We start from the raw sequence: 20,242 nt of genomic DNA on the forward strand, positions 1-20,242 counted from the left end.
GCAGTGGAAACCGCGGCGAACGAGGGGTCCGTGTCGCAGACCGGAACCGCACGAGTCAAGCGCGGCATGGCCGAAATGCTCAAGGGCGGCGTGATCATGGACGTGGTCACCCCCGAGCAAGCGCGCATCGCCGAGGGGGCGGGCGCAGTGGCCGTGATGGCCCTGGAGCGCGTCCCAGCCGACATTCGCACCCAGGGCGGGGTCGCGCGGATGAGTGATCCTGATCTCATCGAGGGCATCATCTCGGCGGTCACCATCCCGGTGATGGCCAAGGTCCGCATCGGCCATTTCGTCGAAGCGCAGATCCTGCAGAGCCTCGGCGTCGACTACATCGACGAGTCCGAGGTGCTCACCCCGGCCGACTACACCCACCACATCGACAAGTGGAAGTTCACCGTGCCGTTCGTGTGCGGCGCGACCAACCTCGGCGAGGCGCTGCGCCGCATCACCGAGGGCGCGGCGATGATCCGCTCCAAGGGCGAAGCCGGCACCGGCGACGTGTCCAACGCCACCACCCATATGCGTCAGATCGGCGGCGAGATCCGCCGTCTGACATCGATGTCCGAAGACGAGTTGTACGTTGCGGCAAAGGAATTGCAGGCACCCTATGATCTCGTCGCCGAGGTGGCCCGCGCAGGCAAGCTGCCGGTGACGTTGTTCACCGCGGGCGGTATCGCCTCCCCGGCCGACGCGGCGATGATGATGCAGCTGGGCGCCGAAGGCGTCTTTGTTGGCTCCGGCATCTTCAAATCCGGCGACCCGGCAGCCCGTGCCGCCGCGATCGTCAAGGCCACCACCTTCTACGACGACCCCGACGTGCTGGCGAAGGTCTCGCGCGGGCTGGGGGAGCCGATGGTCGGCCTCAACGTGGAGGGTGTTGCGGCCCCGCACCGGCTCGCTGATCGCGGCTGGTAAGTACGTCTCGTGGCGATCGAACAGATACTTGATCTCGAGCAACTCGAGGTCAACATCTACCGCGGTGGCGTGTTCAGCCCCGAATCCGGTTACTTTCAACGCACTTTCGGCGGTCATGTAGCGGGCCAGTCGCTGGTATCGGCGGTGCGCACGGTGGACCCGTCGTTTCAGGTGCACTCGCTGCACGGCTACTTCCTGCGTCCCGGCGACGCCCGCGCCCCGTCGGTGTACATCGTCGAACGGCTGCGCGACGGCGGATCGTTCGTCACCCGCCGCGTCAACGCCATCCAGCACGGCGAGACCATCTTCTCGATGTCGGCGTCGTTTCAGACCGACCAGAGTGGGATCGAGCACCAGGACGTCGCGCCCGTCGCGCCGCCGCCCGACGACCTGCCGAGCTTCATCTCCAAGGGCGGGGCGTTCGACGACGCGGGGTTTGCGCAGTTCGCGGAGTGGGATGTGCGGCTGGTGCCGCGTGATCAACTCACGCTGCTGCCCGGCAAGGCGTCCCAGCAGCAGGTGTGGTTCCGGCACCGCGATCCGCTGCCCGACGACCACGTGCTGCACATCTGCGCGCTGGCCTACATGAGCGACCTCACGCTGCTGGGTTCGGCGCAGGTCAACTACCCCGAGGTGCGCAGGCACCTGCAGGTCGCGTCGCTGGACCACGCCATGTGGTTCATGCGGCCGTTCCGGGCCGACGAATGGCTGCTCTACGACCAATCCTCGCCGTCGGCGTCGGGCGGGCGCTCGCTGTGCCAGGGCAAGATCTTCAACCAGTACGGGGAGATGGTGGCGGCGGTGATGCAGGAAGGCCTGACCCGCTACCAGCGCGACTACCAGCGATGAGCGCGCCGCACGTCGGTGTGCTGGCGCTGCAGGGCGACACCAGGGAGCACCTCGCGGCGCTGCGCGAAGCCGGGGCCGAGGCGTCGACGGTTCGGCGGTTGCGCGAGCTGGAAAGCGTGGACGCGCTGGTGATTCCGGGCGGGGAGTCCACCACGATGAGCCACCTGCTCGGCGAACTCGAGTTGCTCGAGCCGCTGCGGGCGCGGCTGGCCGAGGGGATGCCGGCTTACGGATCGTGTGCGGGGATGATCCTGCTGGCCACCGAGATCCTGGATGCCGGGGCGGCCGGACGCGAGGCCGCACCGTTGAAGGCGATCGATATGACGGTGCGGCGCAACGCTTTTGGCCGTCAAGTCGACTCTTTCGAAGGGGACATCGCGTTCGACGGGCTGGACGCGCCGGTGCACGCGGTGTTCATCCGGGCGCCGTGGGTGGAACGCGTCGGACCCGGCGTGCAGGTGCTCGCCGAGGCGGCAGGCCACGTCGTCGCGGTGCGTCAGGGCCGGGTGTTCGCAACGGCGTTTCACCCGGAGATGACCGGCGACCGCCGCATCCACAAACTGTTCGTCGACGCGCTCTCCTGAGTGGTTTCGGCGCGCTCATGCCCCCTGACGGGTCGTTAGCGCGCCGAAATCACTCGTCAGCGCAGCGGTAGGCCGGTGACCGCGCGGCCGATCACCAGGCGCTGGATCTCGCTGGTGCCCTCGAAGATCGTGAAGATCTTCGCGTCGCGGTGCATCCGCTCGACCGGATACTCGCGGGTGTAGCCGTTGCCGCCGAGGATCTGGATCGCCTCGTCGGTGACATAGACCGCGGTTTCGCTGGCGACGAGTTTGGCCATCGACCCCTCGGCGCTGTCGAACGACTTACCGTTGCGGGCCATCCACCCGGCCCGCCACACCAGAAGACGCGCCGCATCGATGCGGGCCTTCATATCGGCCAATTTGAAGGCGATGGCCTGGAATTCGGCGATCTTGCGGCCGAACTGCTCGCGTTGCAGGGCGTAGTCCAGCGCGTACTCGTAGGCCGCGCGCGCGACGCCGACGGCCATCGCCCCCACCGTGGGCCGGGTGCGTTCGAACGTGGCCAGCGCCGCCTGGCTCTTGGCGCTCTTGCCCTCGCGGATCCGCGCGATGCGCTCCTCGAACTTCTCGCGTCCGCCGACGATCAGGCGCCCGGGGATGCGGACGTCTTCGAGCACCACCTCGGCGGTGTGCGACGCCCGGATGCCGTGCTTGAGGAACTTCTGGCCCTGCCGGAACCCGGGGGTGTCGGGCGGGATGATGAAGGTGGCCTGCCCGCGGGTGCCCAGTTCGGGGTACACCGACGCGACGACGACGTGCACCTCGGCGATGCCGCCGTTGGTGGCCCAGGTCTTGGTGCCGTTGAGCACCCACTCGTCGGTGGCCTCGTCGTAGCGGGCGCGGGTCAGGATCGCGCCGACGTCGGACCCGGCGCCGGGTTCGGAGGAACAGAACGCGGCGACCTTGGGCTCGTTGACCGTGCCGAACATCTGCGGCACCCATTCACCGACCTGCTCGGGGGTGCCGTTGGCCGCCAGCGAGGCCGCCGCCAGGCCGGTGCCCAGGATGGCCAGCGCGATTCCGGCGTCGCCCCAGAACATCTCCTCGAACGCGGTGAGCATCCCCAGCCCGGACGGCTCGGCCGACTGCTCGGCGAAGAACTCCATGGAGTAGATGCCGACCTTGGCGGCCTCCTGGATGATCGGCCACGGCGTCTCTTCGCGCTCGTCCCATTCGGCGGCGGCGGGTCGGATCACGTCGGCGGCAAAGTCATGCACCCAGTCCCGGACGTGGATGAGGTCGGGAGAAAGTTCCAGCGAGAACGACATGCCGGTATCTTACTGCGGAGTAAGTTCGATGTGAAATTGTGCCGTCAACCCAGCACGGGCAGCAGCAGCCGCGATGCGGACCGGACCGTGTTGAGGCTGCTGGTGCCGACGCTGGCATGCCGGAAGTTCATGATCGCCGGCGCCTGCGGGTCCTGGTCGTCGCTGGTCAACACGATGCGTATGCGGTGTCCGGTGCGGAAGCGACGGGCGTTGGGCACCAACGGAATTCGGTACTCGACATCCTCGCCGACGGGCACCGCGACGGCGTCGGTGCACGGCAGCACCGGCGCACCGTCACGGCTTGCGGCGTCGTCGACCGTCCGAAGGCTCGCGCGTAGCCATCCCGCGGTCACGTCGGTGACTTCGCCGTCGGGTGCGACGTCCTGCAATGTCGCGATCCATGCGGTGTCGGATGCCGTGGCGGTCGCGGTCAGGCGCAACTCGATGTCGCCGACGACATCGAGGGCGGCCGGCAGGGCAGCGGTGGTCCACGTCAGCGCGGACGGCGGATCGATCGCGCTGGGCCTGGCGCGGTTGAGGCCCGCACCCAGCGCCAGGTACTCGCGCGCGCCGGGCGCGCCTTCATCCTCGGACAGTGCGCCGTCGGCGCGCAGCGCCAGCGTTCGGTAGGTGACCGGCGGCGGCCACGACGTGGCGGTGTGCCAGCCGTCGGCGCCGGGCAATACGTAGCGGACGGGCGGGCCATCCATGATCGCGGTGTCGGCGCCCTTGAGCCAGTGGTCGTACCAGGCCAGCGCCTCGTGGTGCAGGCTCTCCCACGGCCAGGTCAGACCGAACTGGCCCAGCATGCCCATGCGCACATGAGGGTTGTCCGCCAAGGCTTTCCACGCGGTGAACGTCGAAGGTAGATGCAGGGGAACGTTTTCCCAGTCGCAGCCCAGGTAAACCGGGATGTCGACGTCGGCGAGCAGCGGCAGCAGGTTGCGTTCCTGCCACCACTGGTCGCGGTGCGGATGTCTGACGACGACGTCGAGGAACAGGTCATCCCACGGGTGCGGGCTGTGCGGCAGCTTGAGCAGTTGGCGCATCATCGTGACCGCCGACTCACCGTTCATCGTCGCGAACCTGCGGTGCAGGCGGGGGGTGGTCAGGATCCGGCGCGCCAGCGCGAGCACCGGGTTGCGCCGCCAGAACGCGTCGCTGCGGTCAGACGTCAGCCCCATCATCGACAGGAACGGGGTGATGAACGACGTGCTGGCCAGCCCGTGGTGGGAGGCGCCCTCGTACAGGTCGGCCGTCGCGGCGACCGGGAAGATCGCCTTGAGGTGCGGGGGCCGCTCGACCGCGGCCTCCAACTGGGTCATCGCGAAGTAGCTGATGCCGATCATGCCGACGTTGCCGTCACACCACGGCTGCGCGGCGGCCCACTCGACGAGGTCGAACATGTCGCGTCGTTCCTGGGCGTCGAAGAACCCGAACATTCCGCCGGACCCGCCCGTCCCGCGGACGTTGGCGATCACGTGGACATAGCCGCGCGGCACCCAGAAGTCCGTCGCACCCGCTTCGATGAACCCGGCCGGTGCGCCGAGGTCCTGCATCTGGCGCGGGTAGGGCGACGCCGCGACAAGCGCCGGATACCTGCCTGTCTCGGCGGGGCGGTGGACGTCGGCGAGCAGCGTGACGCCGTCGCGCATCGGCACGGCGACGTTGTCGTCGCGGCGGATCCCGAACCGCGGCCGGCTCAGGTTGCGGTAGGTGCGGCCGGTGGTTTGGGGCCCGTTGAGGACGCGTTCCGATGCGGACATAGTTTCACGCTACGGTGAAACTAGTCTCAACGCAACGTGAAATTCACGCTAGAATCGGTGCATGTCGAAGAAGCCGGCGGCCCCCGGCCCGCGGGATGAGCGCGGCGTGCTGGCCGCGCGGATACTGGCCGCGGCGCGCGAAGCGTTCGCAGAGACCGGCTGGGCGGGCACGACGATCAGGTCGGTGGCGCGCGGGGCCGACGTGGACCCCGCGCTGGTCTACCACTACTTCAAATCCAAGGAGGGGTTGCTCGACGCGGCGACGAACCCGCCGCAGGGGTGGCTGGACGACGTCGCCGACGCGTGGACCACCCCGGTGGACGAACTCGGCGCCGCCTTGCTGCGCCTGATGCTGGGGGCCTGGGCCGACGACGAGGTCGGTCCCGTGCTGCGGTCGGTGCTGCAGACCGCAGCGCACGACCAGGGCACCCGCGAAAAGCTGCGCAGGATCGTCGAAAGCAGCCTGATGGGGGTGTCGCAGCTGGGCGTCGACGATCACGACCGCAAGGTGCGCAGCGGCCTGATCTCGTCACAGATCATGGGATTGGCGATGATGCGCTACATCTGGAAAATCGAGCCGATCGCGTCGATGAGCCCGGAGGAGATCGTCGTTGCGGTCGCACCCAATCTGCAGCATTACATTTCCGGAGACATCCGCTCGACGCCGGTTGTCGCATCGATGCACGTAGACTCGTCGGGCGGACGTTGAGTACGACTTTTCAGAGAGCGAGTACCACCTGAATGAGCGGCCATTCCAAGTGGGCCACCACCAAGCACAAGAAAGCCATCATCGACGCGCGCCGCGGCAAGATGTTCGCCAAGCTGATCAAGAACGTCGAGGTGGCCGCGCGCGTCGGTGGTGGCGACCCGGCCGGCAACCCCACGCTGTATGACGCCATTCAGAAAGCCAAGAAGAACTCGGTGCCCAACGACAACATCGAGCGCGCGCGTCGCCGCGGCGCCGGTGAGGAGGCCGGCGGCGCGGAGTACCAGAACATCACCTACGAGGGTTACGGCCCCAACGGCGTCGCGGTGTTGGTCGAGTGCCTGACCGACAACCGCAACCGCGCGGCCGGCGACGTGCGGGTGGCGATGACGCGCAACGGCGGCAACATGGCCGATCCCGGCTCGGTGGCCTATCTGTTCTCCCGCAAGGGCGTCGTGACGCTCGACAAGGACGGGCTCAGCGAGGACGACGTGCTGACCGCAGTGCTCGAGGCCGGGGCCGAAGAGGTCAACGATCTCGGTGACAGCTTCCAGGTGATCTCCGAACCCGGCGATCTGGTGGCGGTGCGCACCGCGTTACAGGACGCCGGTATCGACTACGACTCGGCCGAGGCCGGTTTCGAGCCGTCGGTGACCGTGCCCGTCGACCTCGACGGTGCGCGCAAGATCATGAAGTTGGTCGACGCGCTCGAGGACCTCGACGACGTGCAGGACGTCTACACCAACATCGACGTCCCCGACGACGTCGCGGCCCAACTCGACGACGAAGACTAACGCCCCGCGTCGTTCCCCTTTGCGTCGAGACCGACGTTTTGGCGGATTTCGTGCGCACTTTTCGACCAATTCGTCGGGTTCGGCGAGAGGAAGGCGCTCAGCGCCTGCGCGGTTTGGTGCGGGTTGTCGAGCATGACGAGCACGTAGGCGTCGTCGACATAACGCAGCTGCGCCTTCGGTAACAGCGCGGCCAGGCGCTCGCCGTGCGCGACGGGCATGACGGGGTTGCGGCTCCACAACACCAGGGCGTCGCCGTCGAACTCCGCCAGCCGGTTGGTCGCACGGATCAACTCCCGGTCGTCGAACTTGGTGCGGCAGTACTTCAGCAGATCGCGCCGAATTCGCTTGTCGGCCAGGGCGGCGGTGGTCCAATCCTCGGCAATGCGCTGGGGGACAGGCTTTTTCGTCATCTGGCCGAGCATGAAGAACTGCCGTCGCAGCCAGCCGATCCTGAGCTGGCGCTGCGCGAGCGCCACCGTGCCCGTGGTGCGACTGGCCAGCCAGACCATCTTGCCCGGCAAGCCGGGCGGAAAGTTGTCGAACGCCTCCGACGGGCAGATCACCAGGCGCGCAACGCGTTTGTCGCGGCCCATGTCGGTCAGAAACAGCGGTCCGCCCCAGTCGCTGACCACGAGCGTGACGTCGGTGAGGTCGAGGGCGTCGAGGAAATCCGCGACGATGTTGACCATTCCCGGCATCGTCAGGTCGGCGTCGTTACGCATCGGGATGCGGTGCCCGCCCAGAGGCAGCACCGGTAACAGATACCGGTATCCCGTCGGCAGAAGCGGCAACGCGAGGTCCCACTGGGTGTCGTTGAACAACACGCCGTGCAGCAACACCACCGGCGCTCCGTCCGGGTCGCCCTCCTGCCGGTACTCGATGGTGCCTGCGGTGATGTCGACGGATCTCATGGCGGTCTCTTCCGATTAGAACGTTGATTCTAGAACGTATGCTCTAGTCTGGAGGCAGGAGGCGAGAATGGCAAGGTCCACCCGGGAAGCGATTCTGACGGCGGCCGCCGAGCTGATGCGCCGCAAGGGCTACGGCGCGGTCGGCATGAAGGACATCGCCGAGGCCGCGGGCGCGCCCATCGGCTCGCTGTACCACCATTTCCGCGGCGGCAAGGTGCAGATCGCGCGCGAGGCGCTGATCAACGCGGGCGCCGCCTACGCGCTGCTGATCCCGGCGATCGTCGACGAGCACACCGACCTCGGCGCGGCGATCGAAGCCGTCTACACCCAGGCCGCCGAGGACATGGCGGGCACTGGCTTCGCCAACATGTGCCCGGTCGGCACCGTCGCGGCCGAGGTCGCCGACACGGTCGAGGAACTGCGCGCCACGTCGGCCTCGGTGTTCGACGCGTGGATCGAAGGCGGCACCGCCTACTTCGTCGGACGGGGTCTGGACGCACCGCAGGCCCGCGGCGTCACGCTGGCCCTGGTCGGCGCGCTGGAAGGTGCGTTCATCCTGGCACGCACGCTGCGCAGCACCGAACCGTTGCTGGCCGCGGGCCGCGCGCTGGCCCCGCAGTACCGCGGCACGCCACTACTGCGGCCGCAGGAGCGCGCGGAGGCGCGCTCGTAGCGGTGTCGGCCCCGAGCGTGTCTGCCCGAAGGTGTCGACTTCTCCCGTTAAGCTCTCGAACAGGTGTTCACAGAAGGAGCGGCCGTGCGGGTGATGGGTGTCGACCCCGGGTTGACGCGCTGCGGCCTCTCGGTCATCGAGAGCGGTAAGGGCCGGCAGGTCATCGCGCTGGACGTGGACGTGGTGCGCACCCCCTCGGATCAGGCGCTGCACCGCCGACTGCTGATGATCAGCGACGCCGTCGAGCACTGGATGGACACCCACCACCCTGACGTCATCGCGATCGAGCGGGTGTTCTCCCAGCAGAACGTGTCGACCGTGATGGGGACCGCGCAGGCCGGCGGTGTCATCGCGCTGGCCGCGGCCAAACGCGACATCGACGTGCACTTCCACACGCCCAGCGAGGTCAAGGCCGCGGTCACCGGCAACGGTAACGCCGACAAGGCGCAGGTCACCGCGATGGTCACCAGAATTCTTGCGCTGCAGACCAAGCCGACGCCCGCCGACGCCGCCGATGCGTTGGCGCTGGCGATCTGTCACTGTTGGCGCGCCCCGATGATCGCGCGGATGGCCGCCGCCGAAGCGCTGGCCGCCGAGCAGAAGCGCAAGTACCAGGCGAAGTTGAAGACCCAGCAGGCCAGAGTGAAAGCAGCACGATGATCGCATCCATCCGCGGCGAGGTTCTCGACGTCGCACTCGACCACGTCGTCATCGAGGCGGCCGGGGTGGGGTACAAGGTGATGGCGACGCCGTCCGCGCTGGCGACGTTGCGCCGCGGCAGCGACGCCCGGCTGATCACCGCGATGATCGTGCGCGAGGACTCGATGACGCTGTACGGCTTCCCCGACGGCGACGCCCGTGACCTGTTTCTCACCCTGCTCGGCGTATCCGGTATCGGGCCGAGCATCGCGCTGGGTGCGCTGGCCATGTACGACGGCCCCACCCTGCGCCAGGCCATCGCCGAAAGCGACATCACGGCGCTGACGCGAATCCCCAAGGTGGGCAAGAAAACCGCCGAGCTCATGGTGCTCAGCCTGCGCGACAAGATGGGCGCGGTCACCCCGTCGGGCGCCACCGTGCTCAACGGACACTCGGTGCGCGGCCCGGTGGTGGAGGCCCTTGTCGGCCTGGGTTTTGCGGCCAAACAGGCCGAGGAGGCCACCGACAAGGTGCTGGCCAACGACCCCGAGGCCACCCAGTCGACCGCGCTGCGGGCGGCGCTGTCCATGTTGGGTAAGAAGTGAGCCGATTCGACGACCCCGAGCAGGATCCCGACGACCGCGAGGTGTCGCCGGCCCTGACCGTCGGAGAAGGCGACATCGACGCCAGCCTGCGACCGCGCTCGCTCGGCGAGTTCATCGGCCAACCCCGGGTGCGCGAACAGCTTCAGTTGGTCATCGAGGGCGCCAAGAACCGCGGCGGCACACCCGATCACATCCTGCTGTCCGGTCCGCCCGGGCTCGGTAAGACGTCGCTGGCGATGATCATCGCCGCCGAACTGGGGTCGTCGCTGCGGGTCACCTCCGGGCCCGCGCTGGAACGCGCGGGGGATTTGGCCGCGATGCTGTCCAACCTCGTCGAGCACGACGTGTTGTTCATCGACGAGATCCACCGCATCGCCCGCCCGGCCGAGGAGATGCTGTATCTGGCGATGGAAGACTTCCGCGTCGACGTGGTCGTCGGGAAAGGCCCTGGGGCGACGTCGATTCCGTTGGAGGTCGCGCCGTTCACGCTCGTCGGCGCCACCACCCGCTCCGGTGCGCTGACCGGGCCGCTGCGCGACCGGTTCGGCTTCACCGCACACATGGACTTCTACGAGCCGGCCGAACTCGAACTGGTGCTCAAGCGTTCCGCGGGCATCCTGGGCATCGAACTGGGCGCCGACGCCGGGACCGAGATCGCCCGCCGCTCCCGCGGCACCCCGCGCATCGCCAACCGGTTGCTGCGCCGGGTCCGCGACTACGCCGAGGTGCGAGCCGACGGCATCATCACCAGGGATATCGCCAAGGCGGCGCTGGAGGTCTACGACGTCGACGAGCTCGGCCTGGACCGACTCGACCGGGCCGTGCTGTCCGCGTTGACAAGGAGTTTCGGCGGTGGCCCGGTCGGGGTGTCCACGCTGGCCGTCGCGGTCGGGGAGGAGGCCGCCACGGTCGAGGAGGTCTGCGAGCCGTTTCTGGTACGCGCCGGGATGATCGCGCGCACGCCGCGGGGCCGGGTGGCCACCGCTTCGGCGTGGACGCACCTGGGCATGACACCGCCCAGTGGCGTCAACGGCCTGGGCCAGCCGGGCCTGTTCGAATAGAGGGAGTTCTTCGATGGGAAGCGGAACCATCCGGGTCGGCGGGCTGTGCGGCATCGCATCGGCGGCGGTGATCGTGCCCGCCTACCTCGTCGGCTCTCCGGAAACGCCCGACGATCCCGGCCGCGTGCAGACCTACTTCGACAGCGCCGCATCGTTTCTCACCGCCAACGGCACCCTGCCGCTCCTGCACATCCTGTTCGGCATGTTGTTCCTCGGGGTACTGACCGCCACGCTACGGTCGGCCGCCGGGCCCACCGGGGCGGTGTACACCGCGATCATCGGCGGCACGGTGTTCCTCGCATTGATGGCAGCGGGCCTGGCCGCCGAGGTGGCGGTGCCCGCCGCGATCGTGCAATTCGACGACGTGACCGTGACGGAGTTCTCGCAGCCGTTCCTCGGGCTGTCGATGTGGCTGTACCACTACAGCCAATTGGGCGCCGCCGCACTGATTTTCGCAACCGCCTACGTCGTCTGGCGCACCGCGGTGCTGCCGAAATGGTCAGTGGCGTTCGCGGTGCTCGGCGTGCCTGCGCTGCTGCACACCTGGGTCGGGCTGCCCGCCGCCTACACCACCGCCGCGTGGATCGCGCTGACGGGCGTGTTCATGCTGGCCCTTCCGCCGGTCGTGCGAGTGGAAAGCGTGGGCGTGTGATGCTGGTGCTGTTGGGCGTCGACGTCACGCTGTAGCGTCGCTGTGTGAGGCGAATCCTGGCTGTGCTGCCGGCGGTCCTCGTCGCGGCCGGGTGCGCTCACAGCTCCGCCGATCCCGTCTCGCCGGGCTTAGTCGGCATCGGCGACGGCCGATCGCTGTATCTGGACTGCCAGGGTTCCGGTGCGCCCACGGTGTTCGTCATCCCCGGCAAGGGCAGCTACGCGGAAGCCTGGAACTATGTTGTGCCACAGGATGACCCGATCCGATCGTCGCCGTACGACATCATCACGCAGGCCCAGTTGGTGCCCAGTCCCGACGCGGTGCAACCGAGGGTCGCCAAGGTGAGCCGGACATGTGTCTATGACCGGCCGAACACCCGGCCCGATGGTGCCGACCGGTCGACCGACGTGGCGCAACCCCATACCGTCCAACAGGACGTCGATGACGTGCTCGCCCTGCTCGGGGCCGCACAGTTGCCGGGACCGTTCGTGTTCGTCGCGCATTCCTACGGCGGCCTCGTCCTCGACCTGCTGGCGAGGACACATCCGCAGTTGGTGGCGGGCATTGTGATGGTCGACGGGGTGTCGGAGTTCCTGCCCTCCCTCGGCACCCCCGCGCAGAACGCCGCATTCGAACGCGACATCACGGCGCCGGCCGAACCCGGGGCAGAGGGCATATTGGGCGGCGACGCGTTCGCCCGAATCGAGTCCGCGCCACCGCTGCCGCGCGTTCCGGCGATCGTGCTGAGCGCCGGTAAGTTCGTCCCACCCGAGACGCTCACACCCGACAACTACACGCTGGCACAAATCCACCAGGCCAACACCAAATTGGCCGAGGCGCTCGGCACCACCAACGTCATCGCTGCCGACAGCGGCCACAACCTGATGCTCTACGAACCGAAGTTCGTCGCCGACAACATCATCGGGGTCGTCGACCTGGTCCGCGCCGGCGCGTGAGCCGGGCGCGACACCAGAGTCAGCGAATCGCGGGCAGCGCCGTGTGCAAGGCGGCACGCCCGGCGAGCACCTCGACCGCGGCTGTGGCATCCGGCACGGCGATCAGCAGATCGCGGGTGGCCGTCAGCGCCTCTGGCGAGGGTTCGACGCCGCCGACCGCGGCGGCGAGGTCCAGCAGATGCACGGTGGCTTCCATCAGCGCGGTCTCGGCGATGACCGCGATCGTCGTGCTGCCCACGAACGGATAGGCGACCACGGTGCTCGCCGGCATCGTGCTGGCCCGCAGGGTCCGGGCGGCCCCGGCGAACCGGCGAGCCGCTGCCGTGGCGGTCAACGTCCCGGCGTTGGCCACCGCCTCCTCGGCGATGCCGTCGGCGTTCGTGTTGGCCACACCACCGGGCTCATTGAAGCGCCGCAACAGAATCGCGGCGTCGGTGACTGCGGCCGGCGGATCGACGACCGCTTCGGCCAGCCGGTCCCACATCGCCGGTTCCGGACAGACATGGGCGAGCAGCGCCGCGACGTCCCAGCCCCCGCAGCGCGTCGGCGCCGACCACTCCTGGCCCGTGAGTTGGTCGCACCGGCGGGCCCAGCGCTCCCAGGCGTCGGCCAGCACTTCGCGCGCCGCATCACCGTCGAGCCGCATACCGCCCAACGTAGTCATGCCCGGTTACACGGCCCAGCGCGTGGGTATTCATCCAGTGACCAAGGAGGCATCATGACCGAGACGCGTGTACCGGCCAGAGGCGGCCGTTTGCACATGCCCCGCAGTCGGGGCGCGGCAAGCGGGTTGCTGTTGATTCTGTTAGGCGCGTGGGGGGCGCTGATTCCGTTCATCGGACCGCTGTTCAATTTTGCGTTCAGCCCTGACCAGGCCTGGACGTGGACCACCGGACGCGGCTGGTTGCAGGTGTTGCCCGGGGTGGTGACCGTGATCGGCGGTTTGCTGTTGCTGGTGTCGCGCAACCGCGCCACCGCCATGCTCGGCGGCTGGCTGGCCGTCGCGGGTGGTGCCTGGTTCGTGATCGGCCGTGCCTTCGCCGGTCCGTTGGCCATCGGCGACGCGGGCGTGCCCGTCGCCGCCACCGAGGCCAAGCGGGTGGCCTTGGAGCTGACTTACTTCTACGGTCTGGGCGCGTTGATCGTGTTCCTGGGTGCCGCCGCGCTGGGCCGCATCTCGGTACGCAGCGTGCGTGACGTCGAATGGGCGGATCGTTCCGCGACCGCCGCCGTCGCCGCGCCTGCGCCAGCGGCCACCACCACAGAACACGTCGACGAACCCGCGCCCGCTACGGCGGGTCAGCACACCGAGGTCATCGGCCCGACCGCCGACACCGCGAAACCACGCAAGCGGGGCTTGTTCGACCGGTTCCGCTCGCGCGATCACCGCGGACAGCGCCTCGCGCACCGGTAAGCGACTCTCGGAAACGCGACAGCGGCGCAAAGTGCCCATCGGGCGCTTTGCGCCGTTTCGTGTGCGGTGACGTGGATCGCAGCGCCGCAGCGGGTGGGACGAGGTTCACCCGCCGCATGTGATCTGCGTGACGGTGACACGGGTATTCGGAAGATAGCCTGCCTATCTAAACGTTATACCCGTAGTCCTAGTCGCGATTTCCAAGGAGTTTAGTTATGCCTGACAGGCCTGGCGTCACCAGTTCTGTTGTTGCACGCCAGAATTCGGCCACCGCGCTGTGCGAGGCGTTCGGCTTTCCCGAAGAGGACTGGCCGATGTTCGCGCGCTGGGCTGCTGCTCCGATGGCGCCGCGCGATGAAGAAGCCCTCTTCCAGTACGTCGACGTCAAGATCGCCGAACGGTGCTGGAAGCCCACCGACGACCTGTTGTCGGAGCTGATCGACTTCGAGGCCGACGGCGTGGAACTCACCGCCGAGGAGATCTACCGCTTCGTCGCCACCCTGATGACCGACGGCGTCTTCTAAAGCCCGCGACTGTGGAGCCGCACCCGCGCTGAGCGCGGCTCGCGCTCCTCAAGTCGCCACGAGAACCGGCCCGGATTCACCGATTCGGTCACTAAGCAGGGGACCGGGCAACGGGATCACCGCCCGTATGCGGGATCGGCAACGAATTTCGTCGGATCGGGCAGGGGGTCAGGTGCGTCCATCGGTGTCACCCGGCACAATGGCACACTGGTCACTTACGAGGCGCTTTGGCCTGCCGTCTGCGCGCCGTGACCACAAGACCTACACGAAAGACAGTTACCTTCATGGACCTCGTCATCTTCCTGCCTCTGCTCATCGTGCTGGGCGCGTTCATGTTCTTCGCGTCGCGACGCCAGAAGAAGGCGATGCAGGCCACCATCGACCTGCACAATTCGCTCCAGATCGGGGACCGGATCCACACCACGTCGGGTCTGCAGGGCACCATCACCGCGATCTCCGACGACAACATCGACCTGGAGATCGCCCCCGGTGTCGTCACCACCTGGATGAAGCTGGCCGTGCGCGACCGCATCGAGGACGACTTCGACGACGACTACGAGGACACCGACAGCGCCTCCGAACTCACCGAGAGCCCCAACAACAAAGACTGACAACTGAGGACTCAGCAAGAGCACGTACGCTCTGCGGTGCTGACGAACTGACCTCTAGGAGACCCTGAAACGTGGCATCGTCTTCGGCGCCGGTGCACCCCTACCGCTATCTGACGCTCTTTCTGGCGTTGCTTATCGGCGCCTTCTCCCTTGTCTTCCTGACGGGGGACAAACAGGCTGAGCCGAAACTCGGCATCGACCTGCAGGGCGGCACCCGGGTGACCCTGACCGCGCGCACACCCGACGGCTCACCGCCGACCCGCGAGGCGCTCAACCAGGCCCAGCAGATCATCAACGACCGCGTCAACGGTCTCGGCGTCTCGGGCTCTGAGGTCATCATCGACGGCAACAACCTGGTCATCACCGTGCCGGGCAGCGACACCAGCGACGCGCGCAACCTCGGCCAGACCGCCCGGCTCTACATCCGTCCGGTCATCCACGCCATCCCCGCGATGGAGCAGCCACCGGCGGGAGCGCCCGAGGGTTCACCGTTCGGTACGCCCGGCGCGCCGGGAGCGCCCCCCGGCACACCCGGAATGCCCGGGACCCCGCCGATCGCGCCGGGGCAACCGGACGCTCCGGTGGCGCCCGCGCCCGCAGAGGAGGCGCCCGCGCCGCAGCCGCGTCCGTATCCGCAGGAACCGCCTGCCCAGCCTGCGCCGTCGCCGTCGCCCAGCCCCGCGCCGCCGCCACCGGCGCCGTCACCTGGCGCCGCGCCGACCTCCCCGGAGGACGTGACCCTGGAGCAGCGCATCGCCGATGAGAAGCAGCTGCGGCAGAGCAACGACCAGCAGATCCAGATTCTGGCGCTGCAGTTCCAGGCCACCCGCTGCGATGAAGACGACGTGCTGGCCGGCCACGACGACCCGAACCTGCCGCTGATCACCTGTTCCACCGACGGCGACGAGGTCTACCTGTTGGCTCCGTCGATCATCAACGGCGAGCAGATCGAGACCGCCGACTCGGGCCTGGACCAGCAGCGCGGCGAATACGTGGTGGACCTGCAGTTCAAGAGCGACGCCTCCAAGACCTGGGCCGACTTCACCGCCGCCAACGTCGGCACGCAGACCGCGTTCGTGCTCGACACCAAGGTGGTCAGCGCACCGGCGATCCAGGAGGCGATTCCCGGCGGCCGCACCCAGATCACCGGCCAGTTCAACCAGCAGTCGGCGCGCGAACTGGCCAACGTGCTCAAGTACGGTTCGCTGCCGCTGTCGTTCGAGTCCTCAGAGGCCGAAACCGTCTCGGCCACACTGGGATTGTCCTCGCTGCGGGCGGGTCTGATCGCCGGCGCGGTCGGGCTGGTCGCGGTGCTGTTGTATTCGCTGCTGTTCTACCGACTGCTGGGCGTGCTGGTCGCGCTGTCGCTGGTGGCTTCCGGCGCAATGGTTTACGCGATCCTGGTGCTGCTCGGCAGATGGATCAACTACACCCTCGACCTCGCGGGCATCGCGGGTCTGGTCATCGGTATCGGTATGACGGCTGACTCGTTCGTGGTGTTCTTCGAACGCATCAAAGATGAGATACGCGAAGGCCGTTCGTTCCGGTCCGCGGTACCACGCGGTTGGGCCAGGGCCCGCAAGACGATCGTGTCCGGCAACGCCGTGACGCTTCTGGCCGCGGTGGTGTTGTACATCCTGGCGGTCGGGCAGGTGAAGGGGTTTGCGTTCACGCTCGGCTTGACCACGGTGCTCGACGTCACGGTGGTCTTCTTGGTGACCTGGCCCCTGGTGTACCTGGCGTCGAAGTCGACGACATTCGCCAAACCGGCGTTCAACGGCCTCGGTGCGGTGCAGCAGATCGCCCGGGAACGACGAGCGGCGGCACACGCGACGGGACGGGACTGACATATGGCCGCTAAGCATTCACCCGAATCGACCGCCGTCGAGGCGCCCAGCCTGGAATCCGGGACGCCCAAGCACAACTTCTTCGTCCGCCTCTACACCGGCACCGGGGCGTTCGAGGTCGTCGGCAAGCGCAAGCTGTGGTTCACGGTCAGCGGCGTCATCGTCGCGGTGTGCATCGCCAGCATGCTGTTGCGCGGGTTCACGCTCGGCATCGACTTCGAGGGCGGCACCAAGGTTGCGGTACCCGCGGCCACCGAGACGGGCACCATCTCGGTGGAGCAGGTCGAAGACGTGTTCACCGAGACGCTGGGCAAAGCGCCCGAATCCGTCGTCCTCGTCGGCAGCGGCGGATCGGCGACCGTGCAGATCCGCTCCGAGCACCTCACCAACGAGGAGACCGAAGAACTGCGCACCGCGCTGTTCGACGCCTTCAAACCGCTCAACGCCGACGGCGTTCCGAGCAGGCTGGCCATCAGCGACTCGGCGGTCTCGGAAACCTGGGGCGGTCAGATCACCCAGAAGGCGCTGATCGCGCTGGTGGTGTTCATCGTCCTGGCGACCATCTACATCACCGTGCGCTACGAGCGCTACATGTCGCTGGCGGCGATGGCCACGCTGGCGTTCGACATCATCGTCACTGCGGGCGTGTACTCGATCGTCGGTTTCGAGGTCACCCCGGCGATGGTGATCGGCCTGCTGACGATCCTGGGCTTCTCGCTCTACGACACCGTCATCGTGTTCGACAAGGTCGAGGAGAACACCCACGGCTTCGAACACACCACCCGGCGCACGTTCGCCGAACAGGCCAACCTGGCGGTCAACCAGACCTTCATGCGGTCGATCAACACCAGCGTGATCTCGGTGCTGCCGATCGTGGCGCTGATGGTGATCGCGGTGTGGCTGCTGGGCGTCGGCACGTTGATGGACCTGGCGCTGGTGCAGCTGGTCGGGGTGATCGTCGGAACCTATTCGTCGATCTTCTTCGCCACCCCGCTGCTGGTGACCATGCGTGAGCGCACCGACCTGGTGCGCAACCACACCCGCCGCGTGATGAACCGCCGCAAGGGCATCGAAGCCAAGGCCGCCGCCGATACCGACACCGACAGCGACAGCGAGCCCGAGGAGCAGCCGGAGACCGTCGCGGCGGCATCGGTGGCCACCAGCACCCCCGCACCGGACAAGCCGGCACCGGGCGCCCGCCCGGTACGGCCGACGAGCAGCCGAACGGGGCGACCGTCGGGTAAACGCAATACGCGGCGGCGGTAGCCGGAGATGACTGGCCGGTGCCGGCGCGGCGGCGTCCTGGCGGCTGTGCTGTTGCTGGCCGCGGGGTTGGCGTCGTGTTCGCGCAGCCCCGCCGACAGCGTCGACTACGCCGTCGACGGCCCGTTGACCACGTACAACACCAACACCGTCGAGGGGGCCGCGTCGGCGGCTCCGCAGGCCTTCGCCCGCGTGCTGACCGGCTTCAGCTATCACGGACCGGACGGCCAGGTCGTCGGCGATCAGGACTTCGGCTCGGTGTCCGTGGTCGGGCGCAGCCCGCTGTTGCTCGACTACGAGATCAACGCGGACGCGGTCTACTCCGACGGCAAGCCCGTCACCTGCGATGACATGGTGCTGGCGTGGGCGTCGCAGTCCGGGCGGTTCCCGGGTTTCGACGCGGCCAGCCGCGCGGGCTACAGCGACATCGCCGGCGTCGAGTGCACACCCGGGCAGAAGAAGGCGCGGGTGTCGTTTCTCCCGGAGCGCGGATTCGTCGACTACGGCCAGTTGTTCAGCGCGACGTCGATGATGCCGTCGCACGTCATCGCCGACGTGCTCGGCCTGCAGGACGGCGGGCTGGCCACCGCGATCGCCGACAACGACGGCCCGACGATCGAACGCATCGCGCAGGTCTGGAACAGCACCTGGGAGCTCGCCCCCGACCTGGACCTCAAGAAGTTCCCGTCATCGGGTCCGTACAAGCTCGACTCGGTGACCGAAGACGGCGCCGTCGTGCTCGTCGCCAACGAGATGTGGTGGGGCGCAGCGCCGGTCACCAAAGAGATCACCGTGCACCCGCGCCCCGACGCGATGCAGGATCGGGTCAACGAAGGCGCCTACGACGTCGTCGACATCGCGACCGGGTCATCGGGCACGTTGAACCCGCCCGACGACTATGTGCGCACCGAGTCGCCGTCGGCGTCGATCGAGCAGCTGATCTTCGCTTCCGAAGGCCCGCTGGCCGCCACCCCGGCGCGCCGCGCCCTGGCCCATTGCACGCCGCGCGACGCGATCGCCCGAAACGCCGGCGTGCCGATCGTCAACGCGCGGCTCAACCCGGCCACCGAAGACGCCTACAGCGCCGTGGAGGGCGCGGCCGAGGGCAGCGGGTTCGTCGCGGCCAATCCCGACGCCGCACGCGCCGCGATCGAGGGCCAACCGCTGACCGTGCGCATCGGCTACCTGAGCCCGAACCCGCGGCTGGCCGCGGCGGTCGGCGCCATCGCGCAGGCATGCGCCCCCGCGGGCATCACCGTGCAGGACGTCGCCACGGAAACGACGGGACCGATGACGTTGCGCAACAATGAAATCGACGCGCTGATCGCGACCACCGGCGGGGCGCCGGGCAGCGGGTCGAGTGGATCGTCCGCCGTGGACGCCTACGACCTGCATACGGCCAACGCCAACAACCTGTCGCGTTACTCCAACCCGCGCGTCGACGAGATCATCGCGACCTTGGCGGTGACGGCCGACCCCAAGGAGGCCGCCCGGTTGCTCGGTGAGGGCGGAGCCATCCTGTGGGCGGACATGCCCACCCTTCCGCTGTACCGGCAGCAGCGCACCGTGCTGACGTCGAACAAGATGTTCGCCGTGGAGAGCAATCCGACGCGCTGGGGTGCGGGGTGGAATATGGACCGTTGGACGCTGTCGCGATGACCGGGTCCTCAGGCCAGGACGTCTCGACGCTGATCGCGGCGATGCTGCGCGAGGTGCCCGACTTTCCCGAAGAGGGCATCCAGTTCAAGGACCTGACCCCGCTGCTGGCCGACGCGCACGGCCTTGCGGTGGTCACCGATGCGCTGGCGCACCTGGCGCGCGGCGCCGACCTGGTGGCCGGCATCGACGCACGGGGCTTCCTGCTGGCCGCGGCCGTCGCGATCCGGCTGGGCACCGGGGTGCTGGCGGTGCGCAAGGGCGGCAAGCTGCCGCCGCCGGTGTGCAGCGAAACCTATGCGCTGGAGTACGGTACGGCGGTGCTGGAGATTCCCGCCGAGGGCATCGAGTTGACCGGCCGTTCGGTGTTCGTCATCGATGACGTGCTGGCCACCGGCGGAACCGCGGCCGCGACGGTGAAACTGCTGCAACATGCGGGTGCGACGGTGACCGGCGCCGCGATGGTGCTCGAATTGACGGCGCTGGACGGCCGCGCCGCGCTGCCGGGACTCACGGTGACGTCCCTGCACACCGTGTGAACGATATCC

22 protein-coding genes are annotated in these 20,242 nt (G+C 68.1%); 18 read left to right on the forward strand and 4 right to left on the reverse strand.

Annotated features, from left to right (window positions below):
* Positions 1 to 3: 3 nt before the first annotated feature.
* The 3 genes from pdxS to pdxT are packed head-to-tail and all read left to right on the forward strand — an operon-like array spanning position 4 to position 2,348.
* Complete coding sequence (gene pdxS, locus ABQE93_RS21035) at positions 4 to 915, forward strand: pyridoxal 5'-phosphate synthase lyase subunit PdxS (protein WP_448410228.1); 912 nt, start codon at positions 4 to 6, stop codon at positions 913 to 915.
* Positions 916 to 924: 9 nt separating this feature from the next.
* Entirely contained in the window at positions 925 to 1,764 is an 840-nt protein-coding gene (tesB, locus tag ABQE93_RS21040; protein ID WP_448410230.1) for an acyl-CoA thioesterase II, read from the forward strand.
* Entirely contained in the window at positions 1,761 to 2,348 is a 588-nt protein-coding gene (gene pdxT, locus ABQE93_RS21045; protein ID WP_448410231.1) for a pyridoxal 5'-phosphate synthase glutaminase subunit PdxT, read from the forward strand. The genes tesB and pdxT overlap by 4 nt, the downstream gene beginning before the upstream one ends.
* Before the next feature lie 56 nt (positions 2,349 to 2,404).
* Here the strand turns inward: pdxT and ABQE93_RS21050 are convergent, their stop codons facing one another.
* Both ABQE93_RS21050 and ABQE93_RS21055 read right to left on the reverse strand, forming a co-directional pair.
* The gene (locus ABQE93_RS21050; RefSeq protein WP_448410232.1) at positions 2,405 to 3,616 is read right to left on the reverse strand and encodes an acyl-CoA dehydrogenase family protein; all 1,212 of its coding nucleotides are present in this window, start codon (positions 3,614 to 3,616) and stop codon (positions 2,405 to 2,407) included.
* 44 nt (positions 3,617 to 3,660) lie between these two features.
* Complete coding sequence (locus ABQE93_RS21055; RefSeq protein ID WP_448410234.1) at positions 3,661 to 5,382, reverse strand: CocE/NonD family hydrolase; 1,722 nt, start codon at positions 5,380 to 5,382, stop codon at positions 3,661 to 3,663.
* 61 nt (positions 5,383 to 5,443) lie between these two features.
* Here ABQE93_RS21055 and ABQE93_RS21060 point away from each other — a divergent pair, with 61 nt between their 5' ends.
* On the forward strand, positions 5,444 to 6,091 hold the full coding sequence (locus tag ABQE93_RS21060) for a TetR/AcrR family transcriptional regulator (RefSeq protein WP_448410236.1): 648 nt from the start codon (positions 5,444 to 5,446) through the stop codon (positions 6,089 to 6,091).
* Positions 6,092 to 6,123: 32 nt separating this feature from the next.
* Positions 6,124 to 6,882 carry a YebC/PmpR family DNA-binding transcriptional regulator gene (locus ABQE93_RS21065; RefSeq protein WP_448410238.1) on the forward strand — a complete coding sequence of 253 codons (759 nt, stop codon included), beginning with the start codon at positions 6,124 to 6,126 and terminating at the stop codon, positions 6,880 to 6,882.
* Here the strand turns inward: ABQE93_RS21065 and ABQE93_RS21070 are convergent.
* Positions 6,879 to 7,793 carry an alpha/beta fold hydrolase gene (locus tag ABQE93_RS21070; RefSeq protein ID WP_448410240.1) on the reverse strand — a complete coding sequence of 305 codons (915 nt, stop codon included), beginning with the start codon at positions 7,791 to 7,793 and terminating at the stop codon, positions 6,879 to 6,881. The genes ABQE93_RS21065 and ABQE93_RS21070 overlap by 4 nt on opposite strands.
* 67 nt (positions 7,794 to 7,860) lie before the next feature.
* On the opposite strand from ABQE93_RS21070, the gene ABQE93_RS21075 reads away from it, so the two are divergent.
* From ABQE93_RS21075 to ABQE93_RS21100, 6 genes are all read left to right on the forward strand, one after another.
* Complete coding sequence (locus ABQE93_RS21075; protein ID WP_448410241.1) at positions 7,861 to 8,466, forward strand: TetR/AcrR family transcriptional regulator; 606 nt, start codon at positions 7,861 to 7,863, stop codon at positions 8,464 to 8,466.
* Between the two features lie 84 nt (positions 8,467 to 8,550).
* Positions 8,551 to 9,126: a crossover junction endodeoxyribonuclease RuvC gene (gene ruvC / locus ABQE93_RS21080; RefSeq protein ID WP_448410419.1), complete on the forward strand. Its 576-nt coding sequence runs from the start codon at positions 8,551 to 8,553 to the stop codon at positions 9,124 to 9,126.
* Positions 9,123 to 9,710, forward strand: a complete 588-nt coding sequence (gene ruvA / locus ABQE93_RS21085) for a Holliday junction branch migration protein RuvA (protein WP_448410243.1) — start codon at positions 9,123 to 9,125, stop codon at positions 9,708 to 9,710. Before ruvC ends, ruvA begins: the two co-directional genes overlap by 4 nt.
* Entirely contained in the window at positions 9,707 to 10,771 is a 1,065-nt protein-coding gene (gene ruvB, locus ABQE93_RS21090) for a Holliday junction branch migration DNA helicase RuvB (protein ID WP_448410245.1), read from the forward strand. Before ruvA ends, ruvB begins: the two co-directional genes overlap by 4 nt.
* 13 nt (positions 10,772 to 10,784) lie before the next feature.
* Positions 10,785 to 11,423, forward strand: a complete 639-nt coding sequence (locus ABQE93_RS21095) for a hypothetical protein (RefSeq protein ID WP_448410246.1) — start codon at positions 10,785 to 10,787, stop codon at positions 11,421 to 11,423.
* Positions 11,424 to 11,467: 44 nt separating this feature from the next.
* Positions 11,468 to 12,379 (forward strand): alpha/beta fold hydrolase, encoded by a 912-nt coding sequence (locus tag ABQE93_RS21100; protein WP_448410247.1) that lies wholly within the window; start codon positions 11,468 to 11,470, stop codon positions 12,377 to 12,379.
* 19 nt (positions 12,380 to 12,398) lie between these two features.
* Here the strand turns inward: ABQE93_RS21100 and ABQE93_RS21105 are convergent, their stop codons facing one another.
* Positions 12,399 to 13,025 (reverse strand): maleylpyruvate isomerase N-terminal domain-containing protein, encoded by a 627-nt coding sequence (locus tag ABQE93_RS21105; protein ID WP_448410248.1) that lies wholly within the window; start codon positions 13,023 to 13,025, stop codon positions 12,399 to 12,401.
* Positions 13,026 to 13,097: 72 nt separating this feature from the next.
* Here ABQE93_RS21105 and ABQE93_RS21110 point away from each other — a divergent pair, with 72 nt between their 5' ends.
* From ABQE93_RS21110 to ABQE93_RS21140, 7 genes are all read left to right on the forward strand, one after another.
* On the forward strand, positions 13,098 to 13,793 hold the full coding sequence (locus ABQE93_RS21110) for a hypothetical protein (RefSeq protein WP_448410249.1): 696 nt from the start codon (positions 13,098 to 13,100) through the stop codon (positions 13,791 to 13,793).
* 215 nt (positions 13,794 to 14,008) lie between these two features.
* The gene (locus ABQE93_RS21115) at positions 14,009 to 14,317 is read left to right on the forward strand and encodes a cytochrome P450 family protein (RefSeq protein ID WP_448410251.1); all 309 of its coding nucleotides are present in this window, start codon (positions 14,009 to 14,011) and stop codon (positions 14,315 to 14,317) included.
* A gap of 284 nt (positions 14,318 to 14,601) precedes the next feature.
* Positions 14,602 to 14,928, forward strand: coding sequence for a preprotein translocase subunit YajC (yajC, locus tag ABQE93_RS21120; protein WP_448410252.1), 327 nt, complete (start codon positions 14,602 to 14,604; stop codon positions 14,926 to 14,928).
* A gap of 71 nt (positions 14,929 to 14,999) precedes the next feature.
* Positions 15,000 to 16,775, forward strand: coding sequence for a protein translocase subunit SecD (gene secD, locus ABQE93_RS21125; RefSeq protein ID WP_448410253.1), 1,776 nt, complete (start codon positions 15,000 to 15,002; stop codon positions 16,773 to 16,775).
* A gap of 3 nt (positions 16,776 to 16,778) precedes the next feature.
* Positions 16,779 to 18,041: a protein translocase subunit SecF gene (gene secF, locus ABQE93_RS21130; protein WP_448410255.1), complete on the forward strand. Its 1,263-nt coding sequence runs from the start codon at positions 16,779 to 16,781 to the stop codon at positions 18,039 to 18,041.
* 6 nt (positions 18,042 to 18,047) lie between these two features.
* The gene (locus ABQE93_RS21135; protein ID WP_448410256.1) at positions 18,048 to 19,697 is read left to right on the forward strand and encodes an ABC transporter substrate-binding protein; all 1,650 of its coding nucleotides are present in this window, start codon (positions 18,048 to 18,050) and stop codon (positions 19,695 to 19,697) included.
* A complete protein-coding gene (locus ABQE93_RS21140) occupies positions 19,694 to 20,233 on the forward strand; it encodes an adenine phosphoribosyltransferase (protein WP_448410257.1) in 540 nt (179 codons plus the stop codon). The genes ABQE93_RS21135 and ABQE93_RS21140 overlap by 4 nt, the downstream gene beginning before the upstream one ends.
* Positions 20,234 to 20,242 lie beyond the last annotated feature (9 nt).

The sequence above is a fragment of the Mycolicibacterium sp. XJ662 genome (genome assembly GCF_053484035.1).

What these genes read in the sequence shown, in the direction of transcription:
- pdxT (WP_448410231.1), top strand. Translation starts at nt 1,761, where the DNA reads ATGAGCGCGCCGCACGTCGGTGTGCTGGCGCTGCAGGGCGACACCAGG.
- ABQE93_RS21050 (WP_448410232.1), bottom strand. Translation starts at nt 3,616, where the DNA reads ATGTCGTTCTCGCTGGAACTTTCTCCCGACCTCATCCACGTCCGGGAC.
- ABQE93_RS21055 (WP_448410234.1), bottom strand. Translation starts at nt 5,382, where the DNA reads ATGTCCGCATCGGAACGCGTCCTCAACGGGCCCCAAACCACCGGCCGC.
- ABQE93_RS21060 (WP_448410236.1), top strand. Translation starts at nt 5,444, where the DNA reads ATGTCGAAGAAGCCGGCGGCCCCCGGCCCGCGGGATGAGCGCGGCGTG.
- ABQE93_RS21065 (WP_448410238.1), top strand. Translation starts at nt 6,124, where the DNA reads ATGAGCGGCCATTCCAAGTGGGCCACCACCAAGCACAAGAAAGCCATC.
- ABQE93_RS21070 (WP_448410240.1), bottom strand. Translation starts at nt 7,793, where the DNA reads ATGAGATCCGTCGACATCACCGCAGGCACCATCGAGTACCGGCAGGAG.
- ABQE93_RS21075 (WP_448410241.1), top strand. Translation starts at nt 7,861, where the DNA reads ATGGCAAGGTCCACCCGGGAAGCGATTCTGACGGCGGCCGCCGAGCTG.
- ruvA (WP_448410243.1), top strand. Translation starts at nt 9,123, where the DNA reads ATGATCGCATCCATCCGCGGCGAGGTTCTCGACGTCGCACTCGACCAC.
- ABQE93_RS21095 (WP_448410246.1), top strand. Translation starts at nt 10,785, where the DNA reads ATGGGAAGCGGAACCATCCGGGTCGGCGGGCTGTGCGGCATCGCATCG.
- ABQE93_RS21105 (WP_448410248.1), bottom strand. Translation starts at nt 13,025, where the DNA reads ATGCGGCTCGACGGTGATGCGGCGCGCGAAGTGCTGGCCGACGCCTGG.
- ABQE93_RS21110 (WP_448410249.1), top strand. Translation starts at nt 13,098, where the DNA reads ATGACCGAGACGCGTGTACCGGCCAGAGGCGGCCGTTTGCACATGCCC.
- ABQE93_RS21115 (WP_448410251.1), top strand. Translation starts at nt 14,009, where the DNA reads ATGCCTGACAGGCCTGGCGTCACCAGTTCTGTTGTTGCACGCCAGAAT.
- yajC (WP_448410252.1), top strand. Translation starts at nt 14,602, where the DNA reads ATGGACCTCGTCATCTTCCTGCCTCTGCTCATCGTGCTGGGCGCGTTC.
- secF (WP_448410255.1), top strand. Translation starts at nt 16,779, where the DNA reads ATGGCCGCTAAGCATTCACCCGAATCGACCGCCGTCGAGGCGCCCAGC.
- ABQE93_RS21135 (WP_448410256.1), top strand. Translation starts at nt 18,048, where the DNA reads ATGACTGGCCGGTGCCGGCGCGGCGGCGTCCTGGCGGCTGTGCTGTTG.
- ABQE93_RS21140 (WP_448410257.1), top strand. Translation starts at nt 19,694, where the DNA reads ATGACCGGGTCCTCAGGCCAGGACGTCTCGACGCTGATCGCGGCGATG.